Source organism: Actinoallomurus acanthiterrae (genome assembly GCF_054775715.1).
On sequence record NZ_BAAHCO010000001.1, the window covers coordinates 6,627,348 to 6,646,583 of the forward strand.

Sequence of the window (19,236 nt, forward strand, 5' to 3'; positions counted from 1 at the left end):
GTTCTCAAGCCGCTGAGCCGCGCTCAGGCCGACAGGGACCGGATCCACTGTGTGATCCTGGGCAGCGCCGTGAACAGCGACGGCAGCACAGGCACGCTCACCGTCCCGAACCTCGAGGCGCAGGAACGGGTGATCGAGCTGGCGACGCGCCGGGCGGGCGTCGGCCCCGACGAGATCCAGTACGTCGAACTGCACGGCACCGGCACGCGAGTCGGCGATCCGATCGAGGCGTCCTCGCTCGGCGCGGCCCTGGGGACGAGGCGGCCGGACGGCGACCGGCTGGCCGTCGGCTCCGCCAAGACCAACGTGGGACACCTGGAGGGCGCGGCGGGCATCGTGGGGTTGCTCAAGGTGGCCCTCAGCCTCGCGCATCGGGAGCTCCCGCCGAGCCTGAACTTCGTCACACCGAACCCGCGGATCCCGCTGGAGCGGCTGGGCCTGCGGGTCCAGACCGAACTCTCGCCGTGGCCGAAGCCCGACCGGCCGCTGGTGGCGGGCGTTTCCGCGTTCGGCATGGGCGGTACGAACTGTCACGTCGTACTGGGAGAGCCTCCGGCGCGACGCCCGGCGGTACGCGCGGCCGGCGGTGACCTGCTCCTCCCGTGGGCGCTGTCCGCGAAGACCGAGCAGGCCCTGCGGGCCCAGGCCGAACGCCTCCGCGAGTTCATCGAGGCGGACCCACGACTCCTGCCGGCGGACGTGGGGCGCTCGCTGGCCGTGACGCGGGCCTCCCTGCGGGAGCGCGCCGTCATCCTGGCCACCGATCGCGCGGAGTTCCTGACCTGCCTGTCGGCGGTGGCACGGGGCATTCCCGTCGACAACGTCGTACGAGGTGGGACCGACGACGGCGGCAAGGTGGTCCTGGTGTTCCCCGGGACGCGGCCCGGCGACGCTCTCGTCCACCTCACCGCCACGGCCGGCCTGCTGGACTCGGCCACGGGCCCCGGACGGGTGTTCCGCCGCCGGCTGGACGCGTGCGCCGAGGCGCTCGCGCGGCTCACCGGCTGGTCACCGCTCGACGTACTTCGGAGCACACCCGGATCACCCGACTTTGCGAGGCCGGAGGTCGCCCGGCCCACGGCGTGGGCCGTCGCGGTGGCGTTCGCCGCGACACTGCGATCATTCGGCGTACGGCCCGACGCGGTCGTCGGCCACCTCGACGGAGAGGTCGCGGCCGCCTGCGTGTCCGGTCTGCTGAGCATCACCGAGGCCGCCGAGCTGATCGTCCGCCGCGCCGGCACGGACGCCGGGCGAACCGACACGGACGGCGGGCGGGGCGGCGCGGGCGTCGAGCCCGGCAGCGCGGGCGATGGGCGAGCCGACGGGGGCCTCGGGCGGGCCGAGACGCCTGCCTCGACCGTGCCGGGTGCCGGGGAGATCCCCTGTTATTCGACGCGTACGGAGGACCGGCTCGACCGAGCCGCCGTCCATGCGGCGCCCGGAGACGCCTCCGACCGGCTCAGCCCTCTCCTCGACGCTCTGATCCGCGACGGGCACCGGGTCTTCATCGAGGCCGCGGCGGAACCGGTGCTGAGCGGCGCGATACGCGCCGCGCTGGACGCGACCGACCTGGACGGCGAGGCGAGCGGCGGCACGGCCGTCGCCGCCGGACCCGATCGCTCCGGCGTGCTGCGCTCGATCGCCCTGGCCCACGTCCACGGGGCCGACGTCGACTGGTCCGCCGTCTTCGAGGCGGAGGCGGCTCTGGTCGATCTGCCGACCTACGCCTTCCAGCGCACGCCGCACTGGATCACACCGGCCGTCAACGGGCCAGCCGTCACCGAGGCGGCCGTCGCCGGGCCGGCCGAGCCGGGCCCCTCCCCCGCTACGGTCACGACGTCGGCGCGGGCGGACGGCGCGGGCACGTGGCGAGGCATGATGGCCGGGCTGCCGGAGGGTGAACGGCGCAGGGCGGCGATCGCGCTGGTACGCGCGCAGGTGGCCGGCGTTCTCGGCCACGCGACGCCGGAGGCCGTCGGCGCGCGGCAGGCCTTCGGCGACCTCGGCTTCGACTCCGTCGCCGGCGTCGAGCTGAGCCACCGCCTGAACGCCGCGACCGGGTTGCGCCTGCCGGACACGCTGGTCTTCGACCATCCGACGCCGACCGCACTCGCCGATCACCTGGTCCGGGAGGCGCTCGGCACCGCGGCCGATCCAGTGGCGGCGGCCACCGCGGGGATGGGCGGTGAGCCGATCGCCGTGGTGGCGATGGCCTGCCGGTTCCCCGGCGGCGTACGTTCGCCGGAGGATCTGTGGCGGCTGGTGGACTCCGGCGTCTGTGCGGTGTCGGACGTACCCGCCGACCGTGGCTGGCAGGTGCCCGCCATCGGCGGATTCCTGGCGGACGCGGCCGGCTTCGACGCCGGCTTCTTCGGGATCTCGCAGCGCGAGGCGCTGGCCATGGATCCGCAGCAACGGCTGATGCTCGAGGTCGCCTGGGAAGCCCTGGAACGCGCCGGGATTCCCGCCGGAGCGCTCGCGGGCGGCGACACGGGCGTCTACGTCGGTGCCATGCCACAGGAGTACGGCCCGCGCGCGCATGAGGGGCCCGACGAGCTCAAGGGCTACCTCATGACGGGTGGCACCGGCAGCGTCATCTCCGGCCGGATCGCCTACACCCTCGGCCTCGGCGGTCCCGCGGTGACCGTCGACACGGCCTGCTCGTCGTCACTGGTCGCCGTGCACATGGCCTGCCAGGCGCTACGCCTCCGCGAATGCGGCCTGGCACTGGCCGGCGGCGTGACCGTGATGACCTCTCCCGCGATGTACACGGAGTTCGGACGGCAACGCGGGCTGGCCGCCGACGGCCGGTGCAAACCGTTCGCCGCCGCCGCGGACGGCACGAGCTGGGCCGAGGGCGCGGGGCTGCTGGTGCTCGAACGGCTGTCCGACGCCCGGCAGAACGGCCATCCCGTCCTGGCGGTGATCCGCGGCAGCGCCGTCAACCAGGACGGTGCCAGCAACGGGCTGACCGCGCCCAGCGGTCCCGCCCAGCGGCGGGTGATCCGTGCGGCCCTGGCCGCCGCCGGGCTCGGACCCGCGGACGTGGACGCCGTCGAGGCGCATGGCACCGGCACCTCGCTCGGCGATCCGATCGAGGCCGAGGCCCTGCTGGCCACCTACGGCCGGGACCGGCGGGCCGACCGGCCGCTGCTGCTCGGCTCGGTGAAGTCCAACATCGGGCATTCCCAAGCCGCCGCCGGTGCCGCCGGCGTCATCAAGATGATCACGGCCATGCGCGAGGGGGTCCTGCCCGAGACACTGCACGTCGACCGCCCCAACCCACGTGTGGACTGGTCCTCGGGCGCCGTCCGGATCCTGACCGAGGCGACCGGTTGGCCGGACACCGGCCGCCCCCGCCGCGCGGCGGTCTCGTCCTTCGGCATCAGCGGCACCAACGCGCATCTCATCCTCGAGCAGGCCCCGGCCACCGCGCCGCCACAGAGCGCCCCCGCTGACGGCGGTTCGCCCGCGGCCTGGCTGGTCTCGGCCAAGACGGAGGCGGCCCTCCGGGCGCAGGCGCAGCAGCTGAGGGACTATGTGGCCGCCCGCCCCGGCCTCGACACGAACGCCGTCGCAGCCGCCCTCGCGACGGGCCGTACCGTGTTCGAGCACCGCGCGGTGATCACGGCTTCCGGCCGATCGGGCCTTCTCTCCGGCCTCGGCGCGCTCGCCGCCGGTGAATCCGCTCCCGGCGTGCTCCGCGCCGCCGGCCCGGGCGGCAAGACCGCCTTCCTGTTCGCGGGGCAGGGCAGCCAGCGGCCCGGCATGGGCCGTGAGCTGTACGAGGCGTCCGAAGTCTTCGCGGCCGCGCTCGACGAGGCCTGCGCGCACCTCGACGCGTACCTGGACCGGCCGCTGCGCGACGTCATGTGGGCACCCGCCGGATCACCCGACGCGGAACTGCTCGGCCGGACCCGCTACACCCAGCCCGCGCTGTTCGCCCTGGAGACCGCGTTGTACGCGATGGTCCGGGAACGTGACATCACGCCGGACTATCTCATCGGCCACTCGATCGGCGAGCTCACCGCCGCTCATGTCGCGGGCGTGCTGTCGATGGCCGACGCCGCGGTGCTGGTGACCGCACGGGGGCAGCTGATGCAGGAGCTGCCGCAGGGCGGCGCGATGGTGTCGATCCGTGCCGCCGAGGACGCCGTACGCTCGCTGCTCACCGGTCATGAGAAGGACGTCGACCTGGCGGCCGTCAACGGCCCGGCCTCCGTCGTCATCTCCGGCGACACCGACGCCGTGCTCGCCCTCGCGCGGCGCTGCGCGGAACTGGGCTGGGCGACCCGGCGGCTGCAGGTCAGCCACGCCTTTCACTCACCGCACATGGACGGCATGCTCGACGGCCTCCTCAAGGTCGCCGGCGCCCTGACCTTCCGGCCGCCCACCATCCCCGTCATCTCCAATCTCACCGGCCGGATCGCCACCCCGGAGGAACTGTGCTCGCCCGCGTACTGGGCGCGGCACGCGCGCGAGGCGGTGCGTTTCCTCGACGGCGTCCGCCGGCTCGCCGAACAAGGCGTCACCTCGTACCTGGAGCTGAGCCCCGACGCCGTGCTCGCCCCGCTCGCACGGACGACCCTCGCGGGCCTGTCGTCCGCGCCCGACCCGGTGCCCAAGCCTGGTCCGTCACCCGCGCCCGGCCCGGTGCCGGAGGCCATGCCGATCCTGCAGCGCGGGCGTCCGGAGGTCGAGACCGTCGACCGGGCCGTCGGCTGGGCCCAGGCCCGCAGCGCCGACGTGACCCGGCACCCGCGCCGCGCCGAGCGGTCGGTCGCCTGCGCCGATCTGCCCACCTATCCCTTCCAGCGGCGGCGGTACTGGCTGACCGCCGCGTCCGAGTCACGACCGTCCCCGGAGGTTCCCGCCGAAGCGCGTTTCTGGGACGCGGTGCGCAGCGGCGACACCGGTGCCGTCGCCGACACGCTCGGAGTCACCAGCGCCGACGAATCGCTGCGCGCCGTCGTCCCGATCCTGTCGGACTGGCATCGGCGGCACCGCGAACGGGCGGCCACCGACGGACGGCGGTACCGCGTCACCTGGCGGCCGATCCCCACAGCGGTGGCTCCCGCTCCCCACGGCACCTGGCTCATGGTGGTTCCGGCCGGGTACACCGACCACGAATGGGTGGCCGCGTGCGCGGACGCCCTCGCCGACGGCGGCGCCGACGTCCGCAGGATCGTCGACGTCGACGGCGACATCGACCGAGGGACGCTGACGTCGCGGCTGCGCGCCGAACTCGGCGACGGCGCAGCGAGGCCGGGCGGCGTGCTGTCCCTGCTGGCGTTCGACGACCGCCCGCACCCGCGTCACCCGGAGATCTCGCGTGGCCTGTCCGCGACGCTGACGCTGGTGCAGGCCCTCGGCGACGCCACGCTCGACGTACCCCTGTGGATGCTGACACGCGGCGCGGTCGGCACCGGCCCCATGGATCCCCTCAAAGCCCCGGCGCAGGCGCAGATATGGGCACTCGGCCGATCTCTCGCCCTGGAACGCCCGCGGTCGTGGGGCGGCCTGATCGACCTCCCCGCCGACACCCGATCCGCGCACCTGCTGCGCACGGCCCTGAGCGGGCCCGGTCAGGAAGAGGAGATCGCGATCCGCTCCGCCGGGCTGTTCGGACGCCGGCTGGTCGCGGCGCCGCAGCCGGCCTCCGCCCGCGAACCCTGGCGTCCCGGCGGGACCGCCCTGGTCACCGGTGGCACCGGCGGTCTGGGCGCGCACGTCGCCCGTTGGCTGGTCGCCGGCGGTGCCGAACACCTGGTACTCGTCAGCCGCCGGGGAAGGGCCGCGCCCGGTGCCGCGGCCCTCGAAGCGGAGCTCACCGCGCGCGGCGCCGCCGTCACCATCGCCTCCTGCGACGTGGCCGATCGCGCGGCGCTGGCCGGCCTCATCACCACCGTGACCGCCGAACACGGCCCCATCCGGTCGGTGTTCCACACGGCGGGAGTCGGGCGGCGCGTACCGATCGACGAGCTCACCGCGAGTGAGCTGGCAGCGGCCTGCTCGAAGGCGGCCGGCGCCGCCAACCTGGACGACCTGCTCGGCGAGACCACGCTGGACGCGTTCGTGCTGTTCTCCTCGATCGCCGGCACCGGCCTGTGGTCCACCACCGGCCAGGCCGCGTACGCGACCACCAATGCCTTCCTCGACGCCCTGGCCGAGCGACGCCGCGCGCGCGGCCGCGCCGCGACCTCGATCGCCTGGGGTCTGTGGGCCGGCCCGGGGATGGGAGCGGATCCCGCGTTCGCCCGCCACCTGGGTCGGCACGGCGTCGAGGCGATGCCGCCCGAGCAGGCGCTCGCCGCGCTGCAAGCCGCGCTGGACGACGACGACGCTTGCGTGACCGTCGCCGACATCGCCTGGGAGCGGTTCATACCCCCGTTCACCGCGGCCCGCCCCCGTCCGCTGCTGAGCGACCTGACGGCGGCACAGGACGTACTGAGTCCGCCGGCGAACACGCCCGGCCGGGGACTACGGCAGGAGCTCGCGCCCCTTCCCGCCGCCAAGCGGCGGTCCCGCATTCTGCAGGTGGTGCTGAGCCACACGGCGGCGATCGTCGGCGGCTCCGCCGAGACGGTCGACCCGCGACGGCCGTTCCGCGATCTCGGCTTCGACTCCCTGATGACCGTCGAGTTGCCGGAACGGCTCACCGCCGCCACGGGCCTGGCGCTTCCCGCCACGCTCGCGTACGACCATCCGACGCCGGCCGCGGTCACCGACCACCTGTACGCCGAGCTCACCGGCGAGCGCTCGCACCTCGTGGGTCCGGCCGGCGCGGCGCCCGTACCCGAAGACCCTGTCGCCATCGTCGCGATGGCCTGCCGGTATCCGGGCGGTGTGCACTCCCCCGAAGATCTGTGGGACCTGCTGATGGCAGGCACCGACGCGGTGTCGGAGTTCCCCGCCGACCGGGGCTGGGATCTGGACGGGCTGTACGATCCGGCCGGCGAGCGGCCGGGCACGTCGTACACGAACCTCGGCGGCTTCCTGCACGACGCCGGGGAGTTCGATCCCGCCTTCTTCGACATCAGCCCGCGTGAGGCCCTGGGGATGGACCCGCAGCAGCGGCTGTTGCTCACGCTCGCGTGGGAGGTCATGGAACGCGCCGGGATCGACCCCGCCGCCCTGCGGGAGAGCGACACCGGTGTCTTCGTTGGAATGTCGCCGCACCAGTACGGCGGCGATGGCGCGCACGTTACCGAGGACGTGGCCGGCCATCTGCTGACCGGCACCGCGGCGAGCGTGAGCTCCGGCCGCATCGCGTACGGCTTCGGCCTTCGGGGACCGGCCCTGACGGTGGACACCGCCTGTTCGTCGTCCCTGGTCGCCGTGCACCTCGCCTGCCAGGCGCTCCGCTCCGGCGAGTGCGGGATGGCACTGGCCGGTGCCGCCACGGTAATGGCCGCCCCGATCGTGTTCACCGAGTTCAGCAGGCAACGCGGGCTGGCTCCCGACGGGAGGTGCAAGCCGTTCGCGGCGGCCGCCGACGGGACGGCGTGGGGCGAGGGGGCCGCGGTACTCCTCCTCGAACGGCTGTCCGACGCGACCCGCAACGGCCACCAGGTCCTCGGCCTCATCCGCGGCAGCGCCGTCAACCAGGACGGCGCGAGCAACGGGCTGACCGCGCCCAACGGGCAGGCGCAGGAACAGGTCATCGGCCAGGCACTCGCCGCGGCGGGGCTCGGCCCGGCGGACGTGGACGTCGTGGAGGCGCACGGCACGGGCACCACGCTCGGCGACCCCATCGAGGCCAGGGCGCTGCTCGCCGCCTATGGCCAGGACCGGGACGCGGGGCTGCCGCTGTTGCTGGGATCGATCAAGTCCAACATCGGGCACACCCAGGCGGCGGCCGGAATGGCCGGCGTCATCAAACTGATCATGGCGATGCGACACGGCGTGCTGCCGAAGACCCTGCATGTCGACCGGCCCACCCCGCACGTCGACTGGTCCTCGGGGACGGTTCGCCTGGTGACCGAGCCGACCGCCTGGCCCGGTGCGGGCCGGCCGCGACGCGGCGGAGTCTCGTCGTTCGGCATCAGCGGCACCAACGCCCACGTCATCATCGAGCAGGCCCCGCCGAAAGAGGACGGCTCCGTGGCAGCGGGACGCGTGCCGGAGCCGGAGACACCGGCGCCGGTGCCGTGGCTCATCTCGGCACGGACGGAGACGGCGTTGCGGGCACAGGCCGGCCTTCGCGACTTCGCCCGGCGTCACCCGGAACTCTCCCTCGACGACATCGCGCACGCGCTCGCCACGAGCCGGCACGCGTTCGAGCATCGAGCCGCCGTCGCCGGCCGGACCCATGCGGAACGCGTCGAGGCGCTCGACCGTTTCGTTCGCGACGAGGGGCCTTCCGGCGTCGTCCACGGCGTCGCGAAGGCGGCATCCACGGCGTTCCTCTACCCCGGGGAGAGCGTTCGGCGAACCGAACTCGAGCTGTACGAGGCGTTTCCCGTGTTCGCCACGGAGTTCGACGCCGTCTGCGCCGCGCTGGACGTCCATCTCGACGGTCCACTGCGCGACGTGCTCCGCACCGCCCCGGAGGGCCTCCGCTCCGCCCACGCGTACGCGGCACGTTTCGCGGTCGACGTCGCACTCACCCGGCTGCTCGAGCACGTCGGGCCGACCCCCGAGTGCGTCCTCGGGATCGGGGGCGGAAAGCCGGCCGCCGCGTACGTCGCCGGTGCCCTGTCCCTTCCGCACGCCGCGGCTCTGACCACCGCCTTGGGGCGGCTCACGCGAGGGCGCGATGACGCGGCTGCACTCCGCGAGTTCCGCGCGATCGTCGGGCGCACCCGATTCGGCGAGCCTGCCATCCCGATCGTCTCCGGCTCCACCGGCCGGCTCGTGACAGCGGAGGATCTGCGCGTCCCCGAGTACTGGACTCGCAGGGAGAAGCCCTGGAGCGGCGCCCGGCCGCTCGACGGCCGCGTCATGGTGCTCGGTCCCACCCCGCTCACCGAGCCAGCCACACCGTACGACCCGGGCACGCTGATTCCGGTGGTGCGGCCCGGCCACGGCGCACGGCAGGGCCTGACCGTCGCGCTGGCCGAGGCGTACTGTCAGGGCCAGGCCGTCACGTGGCGGAACGCCCTCCCCACCGAGCGGGGCACGCCCGTCGACCTTCCCACGTACGCCTTCGACCGCCGACGGTTCTGGCTGCCGCCCTCCGGCCGAGGCCGGGCCGCCGCCGCCCCGCACGCCGCGGACCGCCATCCCCTGGTCGATCAGGCGATCGAACTCGACGACGGCGGCGTGCTGTTCACCGGTGGCTTCTCGGCGCGTACGCAGCCGTGGCTCGCCGACCATTCGGTGCACGGTCACGTCGTCGTACCGGGTGTGACGTTCCTGGAACTCGCCGCGTGGGCGGCCCGGCAGACCGGTTGCGCCGAGGTCGTCGAGCTGACCCACAAGGCCCCTCTGATCGTGCCGCCGGAAGGCAGAGTCGAACTTCAGCTGCGGGCCGGACCCGCCGGCCCGGCCGGGCGACGGGAGTTCTCGCTGCGGTGCAGGGACGAGGCCGGATCCCATGGGCGCCCCTGGTCGCAGCTGGCCGTCGGCGTCCTCGGGCCGGCCACGTCCCCGCAGGCGGAGTCCGCGAAGACGGGCCCGCCCACGGCTCCCGACGGCGCGATCCCGATCGAGGTCGGGGACTTCTACGGGCGGTCCAACGCCCATGGCCGGTACGGCTGGGGTCCGGCGTTCCAGAGTCTTCGTGCCGCCTTCCGGCACGGCGACGATCTCTACGCCGAGCTTCGGCTGCCTGCGGACCGGCGTCTTCATCCCGGCCTGTTCGACCTGCATCCGGCCCTTCTGGACGCGACGATGCACGCGCTCGGCCTGGACGGCGTACCCGAGCAGATCACCGGTCTGCTCACCGATCACGGAGACGGCACCGCGCGGCCGCGCATCCCGTTCATCTGGAACGGGGTCACCGTCTCCGGACACGGCGCGCGCGAGCTCCTGGTGCGGATCTCGCCGGCCGGCCCGGGAGCGATATCGATCACGGCGTGGGACGAGACCGGACGGCCGGCGGTCAGCATCGAGTCGCTGGTCATGCGACCCGTCTCACCGAATCGGCTGGGGCGCTCGTCCGGCCGCCGCGGGGCGCTGTACCGCGTCGCCTGGCACGTCCTCGAGCCGCCGCATGAGGACCCGCGATCCGTTGTCACGGTGCCCTGCGCCGAACGGCCCGATGTGCACGCGGCGGACGTGGAGCCGCCGGCCGCCGTGGTCGTACGGCTGCCGCCGGTCGACCTCGCGCCCGCCGCCGCCCGTCGCGCGGCCCGCCGTACGCTGGAGCTCGCCCAGCAGTGGCTCTCCGACGACGCTGTCGCCGGCGTCCGGTTGGTCCTCGTCACGCAGCACGCGGTGGCCGCGCTACCCACCGACCCGATCGAGGACCTCGCCAACGCCGCGTCATGGGGCCTGATCCGCTCGGCTCAGGCGGAGAACCCAGGCCGGTTCACCCTCATCGACGTCGACCGGACACCCGCGTCCCAGGACGCGATCCCGGCGGCGGTGGCCACCGGCGCGCCACAGATCGTCATACGCGACGGCACCCTCCATCGGCCGGAGCCGGTGCAGGTTCCCCTCGTCACGGGCCGAACCGGTCGGCGTATCGATCCCGACGGGACCGTGCTCGTCACCGGCGGAACCGGCGGCCTCGGCGCGATGCTCGCCCGGCACCTCGTCACCGAGCACGGCGTCCGCCACCTGATCCTGGCGAGTCGCCGGGGCGATGCCGCGGAGGGTACCCGCCGTCTCATCGCCGAGCTGACCGGGCACGGGGCCGAGGCCAGGGCCATCGCCTGCGACGTCGCCGACCGTGTCGCGGTGGAGGCGCTACTCGCCGCGGTCCCGGCGGAGCACCCGCTCACCGCGGTCGTCCACGCGGCCGGCGTGCTCGACGACGCCGTGGTCACCGCCCTTTCCGCGGAACAGGTCGACGACGTCATACGGCCGAAGGCCGACGGCGCGTGGCACCTCCACGAACTCACCCGTGGACTCGAACTGGACGTCTTCGTGCTGTTCTCCTCCGTGGCGGGCGTGCTCGGCACCGCGGGCCAGGCGAACTACGCGGCGGCCAACGCCTTCCTCGACGCCCTCGCCGGCCACCGCCACTCGCTCGGACTACCCGCGATGTCGCTCGCCTGGGGGCTGTGGGATTCGGAGGGCATGGGCGGCCACCTCGGCCGTGCCGACCTCGACCGGATCCAGCGCGTTGGAATCACGCCGCTCTCGGTCGAGGACGGATTGGGGCTGTTCGACGACGCCCTCGCGGTGGCGGAGCCACTGCTCATGCCGGTCGATCTGGACCGCACGGCGACGCGTACCGGAACGGTGACCGCGCCCGCGCTCCTACCGTCCGGCCTCTCGCCGGGCGAGCGCGACGCGCTCCTGCTCGACCTGGTCGTCGGGCACGTCGCCGCGGTCAGCGGTCATTCCGCCGACTCGATCGAGCCGGACGCCACCTTGTTCGAACTCGGTCTGGACTCGCTCATGATCGTGGAGCTGCGCAACCGCCTCGCGGCCGCCGGCGGACTGGCCCTGCCGGCGAACGTCGCCTTCGACCATCCGACGCCCGCGGCTCTCGTCGATCACCTACGGGACAGGTTGGCCGGGGGCCGCGAACCGGCGGACGCCTGACGTCAGGAGGGAGGGTCGTCCGCGTACACGTCGGTTCCGCGGAACCAGCCACGTTCCGCCGCTCGCGCCCCGGCCTGGAACCGGCTGCGGGCGCCCAGGCGGTTCATCAGGTCGGCCGTGATCCGGCGACACGTCCTGGTGGAGATCCCGAGCTTGCGCGCGACCACCTCGTCGGTGTGCCCCTGGTACAGGAACCTCAGCAACTCGCGCTCCTGGTCGGTGAGGCCATGGTGGTCGCGTGTCCGGGGCGCGCCGAAATCCCGGCCGCGTTCCCAGGTCAGGTCGAACAGCGTGCACATCGCCGCGACCATGCCCTTGCCGCGGACCAGCACCGCGCCCAGCGCGGTGTGCTCAGGATCGACCGGGAGCATCGCCACCTCGCGGTCCACAATGATCATCCGGATCGGCAGCACGGGAACGGTGCGCACCTGACCGCCGAGCCACATGAGCCATCGAGCGTAGCCCGACGTGGCCGGATCCCGATCGATGGTGTCGAGGTAAAGGGTACGTACGTCGACCCCGCGTTCCAGCATCTGCTCGTCCAGCGGCCGACTCGCCGCCATATTCTCGGCGGACTGCGCGCCGTTCGGCATCAGGGACAGGAATTCATAGCGGGCATTGCGCGCCAACTGCACCAGTCGCTCACGGATCTCGTCGATGCCCGCGAGGCGCTCGAGGACGTCTCCGGACGCATGACGCGTGATCGCGTACTCCGCCGCCAGCACGGCGATGGCCGCCCGGTTCTCCGCGAGCTGGTTCTGCCGCCGGACCAGTTCGGCCTCTTGGTGCCGGATGAGGGCTTCCAGGGCGATGTCCGGACTCACCGGATACAACGCGCTCGGATTCTCCCAAGACGGCCGGAGCAGCGAGAGCCGTTGCAAGCGGTCCAGCGCGGTCTGGACGTCTTTCTCGCCCAGCTCCAGCCGCAGCGCCAAATCGGCGACGGTGCTGTCGGGATTCGCCAGAATCGTCAAGTACACCGACTCGCTGGTCGCGTCCAGGCCGAAACCCTGCAGCACTCCATTCGGCGAGGTCTGCGAATCCACGTGCCACCTACCTCGTACGCCGACGGCAGATTGCGATACCTCGTCACATGACAGTTCACCCGGCATAGAACGCCCCGATAGCCCTGCCAGGCACCGTCATATTAAGGTCCAGCCCGCCAACTCGTCTCTAGGCATCGGCTGCCATCTGGTTCGGCGACCGAACGACGTCAGCGACCGTAGTGGCTTGATCCAACAGGAAGTCGCCATACGCTTACTTAGCGTTGAAGTGGGTCGAGCGGCGTCATTTCCCGAAGTGGGTGATGGCTGACAGCATCCTGCCAGGGCATGTGCTGCCACTCAAAAGCGGCTGACAAAACCACAACGACCTGGGAAGCATGGTGGGAGCGCTCCCACACAGCCATCCGCATACCTGCCGATCCTTTTACGCCCGCGCCCGAAAATGGATTTATGTGAGGCCCTGGGGTGAGAGATATGAGTGCCCTGCCGCAGCGACATGAGACCATGCCGGCCACTGTGGCCCCGGCTCGGCATCGGCCGATCGGGCCGCTTATCGGGCGAGAGTCGCAACGCGGGGAGATCGAAGCCGACATTGCCGGTGTATCGCAAGGCCGCCCGGCCTTCATAGAAGTCAGCGGAGATCCTGGAATAGGCAAGACGGCACTGCTCGCCGAGATAGTGCGCATCGCACAGGCGGCGGGAATCGCTACATTCACCGGCCGGCCGCAGCCGGTCACCGCCGATCTGTCGTTCGGAGCGATCGTCGACGCCCTGGACGGTCAGCTCGCCGTCGCCGGGAGTGAACAGCTCGAGAGGTTACCGGCGGCTCAGCGAGACGTGCTGGCGGTCGTCTTTCCATCCCTCGCCGGCGCCTCCGCGCCGCCGGACGTCGCAAGGCCCTACCACCTGGGCCATGCCGTGCGCAGCCTCTTGGAGGCTCTCGCCTCGTCCCGGCCGATCGCCCTGGTCCTCGACGATCTGCATCACGCCGACGCGGGCACCATCGACGTGGTGCACCAGTTGATGTTCACGCCGCCGCGCGCCCCGGTCCTCCTGGCCTTCGCGCACCGGCACCGGCAGGCGTCCCCACGACTGCGCGCCGCCATGGACACGGCGCAGGGGGTCACCCGCCTGCACCTGGAGCCTCTGGCCGAACATCACGCCGACGCTCTGATCGATGAGGACATACCCGCGGAGCGGCGCAGAGAGCTGTATCGCGCGAGCGGGGGGAATCCGGGTTACCTCGAGGCCCTTCTGCTGGACGACGGCCCGCCCTGCATCGACGAGGCCGACATCGCCCCGGTGCCGCCGCGGTTCGCCTCGGTCGTGACCGCCGAGGTCGCCCGCCTGTCGGCCATGGCGAGGATGGTCGTCGCCGCGTGTTCGGTGCTCGGCGATCCGCTCACCGTACCGATGGTGGCCGCGGTCGCCGAGCTCGACGAGCAGGACGCCTATCCGGCCATCGACGAGATCGCCTCCCACGACCTCATCCGCCTCGTGGCGGGGACCGGGCGGTTCGGCTTCCGGCACGCCCTGGTCCGCCGCGCCGTCTACCACGACGTGAGCCCCGGCTGGCGGCTCGGCGCCCATGCACGGGCCGCCCAGACGCTGACCGGCGGCCGGGTGTCCGCCGTCGAGACGGCACCGCACCTCACGCGAGTCGCCACACCGCGCGACCGGACCGCGGTCGCGCTGCTCGCCGCCGCCGCGAACGAGGTCGAGGCCGCGTGCCCGCAACAGGCGGCCCAGTGGCGGCGGGCGGCGCTCGAACTGCTCCCCGACGAGGTGAACGAGCGCCGGCGACCGCGTCGGCCTGCTGCTCGCACTCGGCAGGGCCTGCGAATCGGCCGGGCGGCTGGAACAGGCGTGTGACGCCCTGGCCGAGGCCCTGCGGCTGATCCCTCCCGGTACCCCCGGTCGACGCACCGCGGCTGTCGCCGACCACGCCCGCATCCTGCACGGCCTGGGCCGATCCGGCGAGGCACGCGCCTTGATACGCGCCGAGTCGGCGCACGCCCAGGACGAGGCCGATCGCGCGGTCCTGGCGTTCGAACGGGCATGGCTTGAAACCGCGAGCGGGGACCCCGCCGCGGCGAGCGCCGACGCCGCACAGGCCTGCCGCATCGCCGATCGGCTCGGCCTGCGCCTACTCGGCTGCGCAGCGCGCGGGACGCTCGCCGTTTCGGCGATCCTCACCGCCGCGCCGTCCGCGGGAGGACTCGGCGAGCTCCCCCGGGCCGCCGCGTCCCTCGGCGCCCTTTCCGACGATGAGCTGACGGTACGTCCGGACGCGCCGCTCTGGATCGGCTGGGCCGAGCTTCTTCTCGAGCGCCCGCACGACGCGATACGGCATCTTGATCGTGCCGTGGCCGTCAGCCGGTCGGCAGGCCGGCGTGCCATCGAATGTCACGCGTTGGTGGCGCGCGTCGCGGCGCTGTGCGCCGGCGATCGGCTCACGGTGGCCGAAGAGAGCGCCGACGAGGCCGCGCAGGCGGCCTGGCTGTCCGGTAGCGCCGAGCTTCGCTCGCACGCGCTGGCGGCGCGCTGCCTCGTCGCGGCCCGCAGGGGCGACCTCGACGCCCTGCGACGCCGCCTGGCAGCGTCCAGGACGCCCGTGATCCGCGGCTGGTCCGGAGCACTCGCCGCCGAGATGATCGCGGAGGCCAGGCTGGCCGCAGGCGACCCTGACGGGTGCCGAGGCCTGCTCGAGGGTGATGCCAAACCCGCGGGCGGCTCGTGGTCCGGGGTCCGGCGGTACGAACTGCTCGCCCGGGCGGCGCTCGACGCCGGACAGCCTGAGGTCGCCGACGGCTGGGTCGCCATGGCCGAGGCGTTCGCCGGCCGGTTCGAGTCCACCGCACTGGCCGCCACCGCCCTGCTCGCCCGGGCACAGGTGCTGGTCGCCGCCGATCCGGCGGCCGGGGCGAAGGCCGCACTCGACGCCGCTGAGGCGCTGGACGCCGCCGGGCTGACGTGGGACGCGATACGGGCCAGGTGTGTCGCGGCGAAGACGTCATCCGGCACGTCGAAGCGGGCCGCCCCGGCGGACGTGACCACGTTGAGGGCAGAACACGCCGATTCAAAATCGCGACGACCGTCCCGCCCGCCCATCGACCGGTCGGGCACCACCTCTCTCACCGAGCGCGAACGGCAGGTCGCCCGGCTGGTCGGCGAAGGGCTGAAGAACCGGGAGATCGCCGACCGGCTTTACGTGGCGGAGAAAACCGTGGAAATGCACTTGTCGCGAATATTCGCCAAACTCGGCGTATCCAACCGTGTCGGAGTCGCCCGTACGCTCTACGCAACACCCATAGAACCACGTTGATCGCACTGCACAGAGAGGAATTTCCAAATGGACAGCCATTTCCTCAGCCCATCGGCCATGGCGAGAACAGCACCTTTTCCGTGCACGCGCCCTCACATCGGCGGGGGTGCCGGATGGGACGTCTGATCTAGAACTGTGCCCGCATGCTCCCTCCGGGAGCCTGATGCGAACGACCGGTCCGCCAGGATCCTCACCGAAACCGCGTCAAGCGCAGACCTACCTAAGAGGAAGCGGATTCCCCGACCTGGCACTACGCCCCTGCCGGACCAGCCGACAGCGCGGGATCGATCGATGTCACGTGCCCGTTCACCACGGTCGCCACCGGGACGATGTGTGAGGCGGGCGCCCGTTCGTCGCCGGCGGCGTCACGGTAGACGCGCTCCGGAGGGGTGGAGCGCGTCAGGCGGAACACCGTCGCGTGCCGTACGGTGCCATCGCCGTCGATCCAGGGCTCGGGGGTCCGCAGGACGCGACGCGGCCGCTCCGTCACCGCCGCGATCACAGACTCGATCGGCAGGCCGCAGCTCAGCAGTTTGGTCATGGTCGTGGGAAGGTCGTACACGGGCCCGCGGATATTGCGTACGTGGACGTCGGTGCTGATGGTGTGGGGCGGGAAGCCGGCCGCGATCGCCCGGCTCGCGACGGCGAAGCTGAAGCTCGCGGCCCCATGACCGACGTCGAGCAGCACTCCCCGGTCCAGCGCGCTCGCCAACGCCGGCTCGGGTCGGCCGTCCGGCCGCCAGGGGTTGCCGGTCTTGTCGTGGTAGCAGTGGGTGATCGTGTCGCCGTCGTCGAGCAGGTCGAGCACGTCCTCGATCAACGGTGGCGGCTCTCCGATGTGGACGAGCAGCGGGAGCCCGGCCTCCCGGGCGACCAGCCGGCCGAGCTGCAGGGGCTGCAGTCCCATCGCTCCGACGATCAGCCCGCTGGAGCGTACCTTGACGCCGCAGACGATGTCGCGGTGCCGGTCGATCGCCGCGAGCGTGGCGTCGACGTCGATGTTCCGGATATCGGCGGTCTCCCGCATGTGCACCAAACCGTACGAGCCGATGTTCACCCAGGCCCGCACGCGTACGTCGGCGGCCGGAATGACGTACTTCGCCAATCCGTCCAGTGTCTCGGCGCCCGCGCTGCCGGCGTCCGCGACCAGGTGCACCCCGGTGGCCAGGCCGACGTCGTCCGGCGGTACGCCGATGGTCGTCATGCCGTCATAGACGTGCGCGTGCAGGTCGACCCAGCCCGGGCTCACGCACAGCTCGCCCGGCGATCGCTCGTCCGGTGACAGCGACACGGTGCCGTCGGTGCGGGACTCCAGCCGGCACGTGCGTACGGCACCGGAGTCGATGACGCGCAGCGGCTCGCCGAGGATCATGACGCGGGCCTCCCCGCCAGACAGGCCGTGACGGCCGCGTTGTGGAACATCCGTCGTAGTCGGGTGATGGCGTCGGAGGTACGGACCGGGTGGACGCGATTGGTGAGCAGGACGACGAACACGTCGAGTTCCGGGTCGACCCACAGGCTGGTGCCGGTGAAGCCGGTGTGCCCGTACGCCGCGGGGGTGAGCAGGTCGCCGCCGCTGCAGTGGTGCGGGTCGCGGCCCTGCCAGGCCAGCGACCTGCGCAGGGGCAGGTGGTCGGTCCGGGGTTCGGTCATCACCGCGAGCGCGCGTTCGCCGAGGACTCGCCCGCGCCGTCCGCGGCCACCCCGGCACAGTGTCTCGCCGAGCGCGGCCAGGTCGGCCAGTGTGCCGAAGAGACCCGCGTGGCCGGCGATGCCGCCGAGGACCTCGGCGTTCTCGTCGTGGACGGTGCCCTGGACGACCCGGCCCCGCCACGGGCACTCCTCGGTGGCCGCCGCGCGCCGGTGGTCCGTCTTCGGCAGGAGGTACCGCGTCGCGTCCATGCCGGCGGGTTCGGTGACGCGCTCACGCACCAGGACGTCGAGCGGTGTCCCCGCGGCGCGCTCGGCGATCAGGCCGAGCAGGATGAAACCGGCCGAGCTGTACTCCACGGCGGTGCCGGGACGGGAGCGTAGCGGCAGACGGCCCAGCGCGGCCAGGAGTTCCTCGCGGACGCCGTGGCGGCGCCACAGCGGCTCTTGCCCCGGTAGGCCGGAGGTGTGGGTGAGGAGCTGGAAGACGGTCAGCTCGGCCTTGTCCGTGCCGGCGTACTCCGGCAGGTGTGCGGCGACCGGGTCGTCCAGGGTCAGCTCGCCGGACTCGACCAGTGCCATGACGGCGAGCCCGACGATGGGCTTGGTCACCGATGCCAGGTCCCACAGGGTGTCCTCGCGTACCGGGTCGCCGCCCCACGACAGGGTGCCGAGAGTGCCGCTCGCGGCCGTGCCCGTGCTGCCGCCGTACGCCCAGGCCGCGCCCGAGAACGTGCGCTCGCGCAGTGCGCGGGCGAGATGGGTTTCGGGGGTCATGTGTCGCTCCGCCGCCCCAGCGCCGCGGAGATGCGGTCGGCCGCCGTCACCACGAGCGGTCCGAGCACCCCGACGTCGTCGTCGTCCAGCGTGTAGGTCAGCGCCGACACGCTGGCCGCGCCGATGGGAGTGCCCTGCCGGTCGCACACGACGGCGCCGACGCAGCGGACGTCCCGCTCGTTCTCTTCGTCGTCGACCGCGTAGCCGCGCTCACGTACGGCGGCCAGTTCCTCGAAGAGGCGCTCCGGCTCGACGATCGTCGCGGGGGTGTGCCGGATCAGCGGCGACGTCGCGGCGATGATCGCCCGTACCTCCGCCTCGGGCAGCGATGCCAGCAGCGCCTTGCCGATGGCCGTGCAGTGCAGGGCCACCTGCATGCCGACGCGTGAGGACATCTCGTACGGCTGCCGGCCCGCGGCCTTCGCGAGGTAGACCGCGACCGTGCCGCTGCGCACGGCGAAGTGCGCGTTGTGCCCGGTCTGCCGCTGCAGGTTCTCCAGGATGGGCTTGGCCACGGCCCCCAGGTCACGGTCGGCCAGAGCCGAGCCGGCGAGCGCGAGCAGCGCGGGGCCGGACGCGTACGCGCCGTCGCCTCTGGTGACCGCGTAACCCTCCGCGGTGAGGATCTGCAGGATCCGGTGCGCGGTCGCCTTGTTGATGCCGGTCCGTTCGGCGATGTCGGCCAGCCGCCGGGGCCGGTCCGGGCTCGAGAGGGCGCGCAGCACGGCAAGCGTCTTCTCAACCGAGTTCATGACTGCACCTAACAAACGCAAAGGGTTGACCCGAATGGCGCAATGCGCGATATTCAACCATACGAGATGC

Annotated in this window: 7 protein-coding genes; 3 read left to right on the forward strand and 4 right to left on the reverse strand. The window is 72.7% G+C overall.

All coding sequences use genetic code 11. The features are described 5' to 3' along the window. Positions 1–69 precede the first annotated feature (69 nt). On the forward strand, positions 70–11,658 hold the full coding sequence (locus ACYVF7_RS31215; RefSeq protein WP_460358187.1) for a type I polyketide synthase: 11,589 nt from the start codon (positions 70–72) through the stop codon (positions 11,656–11,658). Between the two features lie 2 nt (positions 11,659–11,660). Here the strand turns inward: ACYVF7_RS31215 and ACYVF7_RS31220 are convergent, their stop codons facing one another. After that, positions 11,661–12,704 carry a LuxR C-terminal-related transcriptional regulator gene (locus ACYVF7_RS31220; protein WP_460347787.1) on the reverse strand — a complete coding sequence of 348 codons (1,044 nt, stop codon included), beginning with the start codon at positions 12,702–12,704 and terminating at the stop codon, positions 11,661–11,663. 462 nt (positions 12,705–13,166) lie between these two features. Here ACYVF7_RS31220 and ACYVF7_RS31225 point away from each other — a divergent pair, with 462 nt between their 5' ends. Together ACYVF7_RS31225 and ACYVF7_RS31230 are read left to right on the forward strand one after the other, a co-directional pair. Continuing rightward, positions 13,167–14,534: an ATP-binding protein gene (locus ACYVF7_RS31225; RefSeq protein ID WP_460358189.1), complete on the forward strand. Its 1,368-nt coding sequence runs from the start codon at positions 13,167–13,169 to the stop codon at positions 14,532–14,534. Positions 14,535–14,652: 118 nt separating this feature from the next. Further along, positions 14,653–15,987, forward strand: coding sequence for a helix-turn-helix transcriptional regulator (locus ACYVF7_RS31230; RefSeq protein ID WP_460347789.1), 1,335 nt, complete (start codon positions 14,653–14,655; stop codon positions 15,985–15,987). A 250-nt stretch (positions 15,988–16,237) separates the two neighbouring features. Here ACYVF7_RS31230 and ACYVF7_RS31235 read toward each other — a convergent pair whose 3' ends face one another. The 3 genes from ACYVF7_RS31235 to ACYVF7_RS31245 are packed head-to-tail and all read right to left on the reverse strand — an operon-like array spanning position 16,238 to position 19,166. Further along, positions 16,238–17,359 carry a hypothetical protein gene (locus ACYVF7_RS31235; RefSeq protein WP_460347791.1) on the reverse strand — a complete coding sequence of 374 codons (1,122 nt, stop codon included), beginning with the start codon at positions 17,357–17,359 and terminating at the stop codon, positions 16,238–16,240. After that, complete coding sequence (locus ACYVF7_RS31240) at positions 17,356–18,414, reverse strand: serine hydrolase domain-containing protein (protein WP_460347793.1); 1,059 nt, start codon at positions 18,412–18,414, stop codon at positions 17,356–17,358. The genes ACYVF7_RS31235 and ACYVF7_RS31240 overlap by 4 nt, the downstream gene beginning before the upstream one ends. Further along, entirely contained in the window at positions 18,411–19,166 is a 756-nt protein-coding gene (locus ACYVF7_RS31245) for an IclR family transcriptional regulator (RefSeq protein ID WP_460347795.1), read from the reverse strand. Before ACYVF7_RS31245 ends, ACYVF7_RS31240 begins: the two co-directional genes overlap by 4 nt. Positions 19,167–19,236 lie beyond the last annotated feature (70 nt).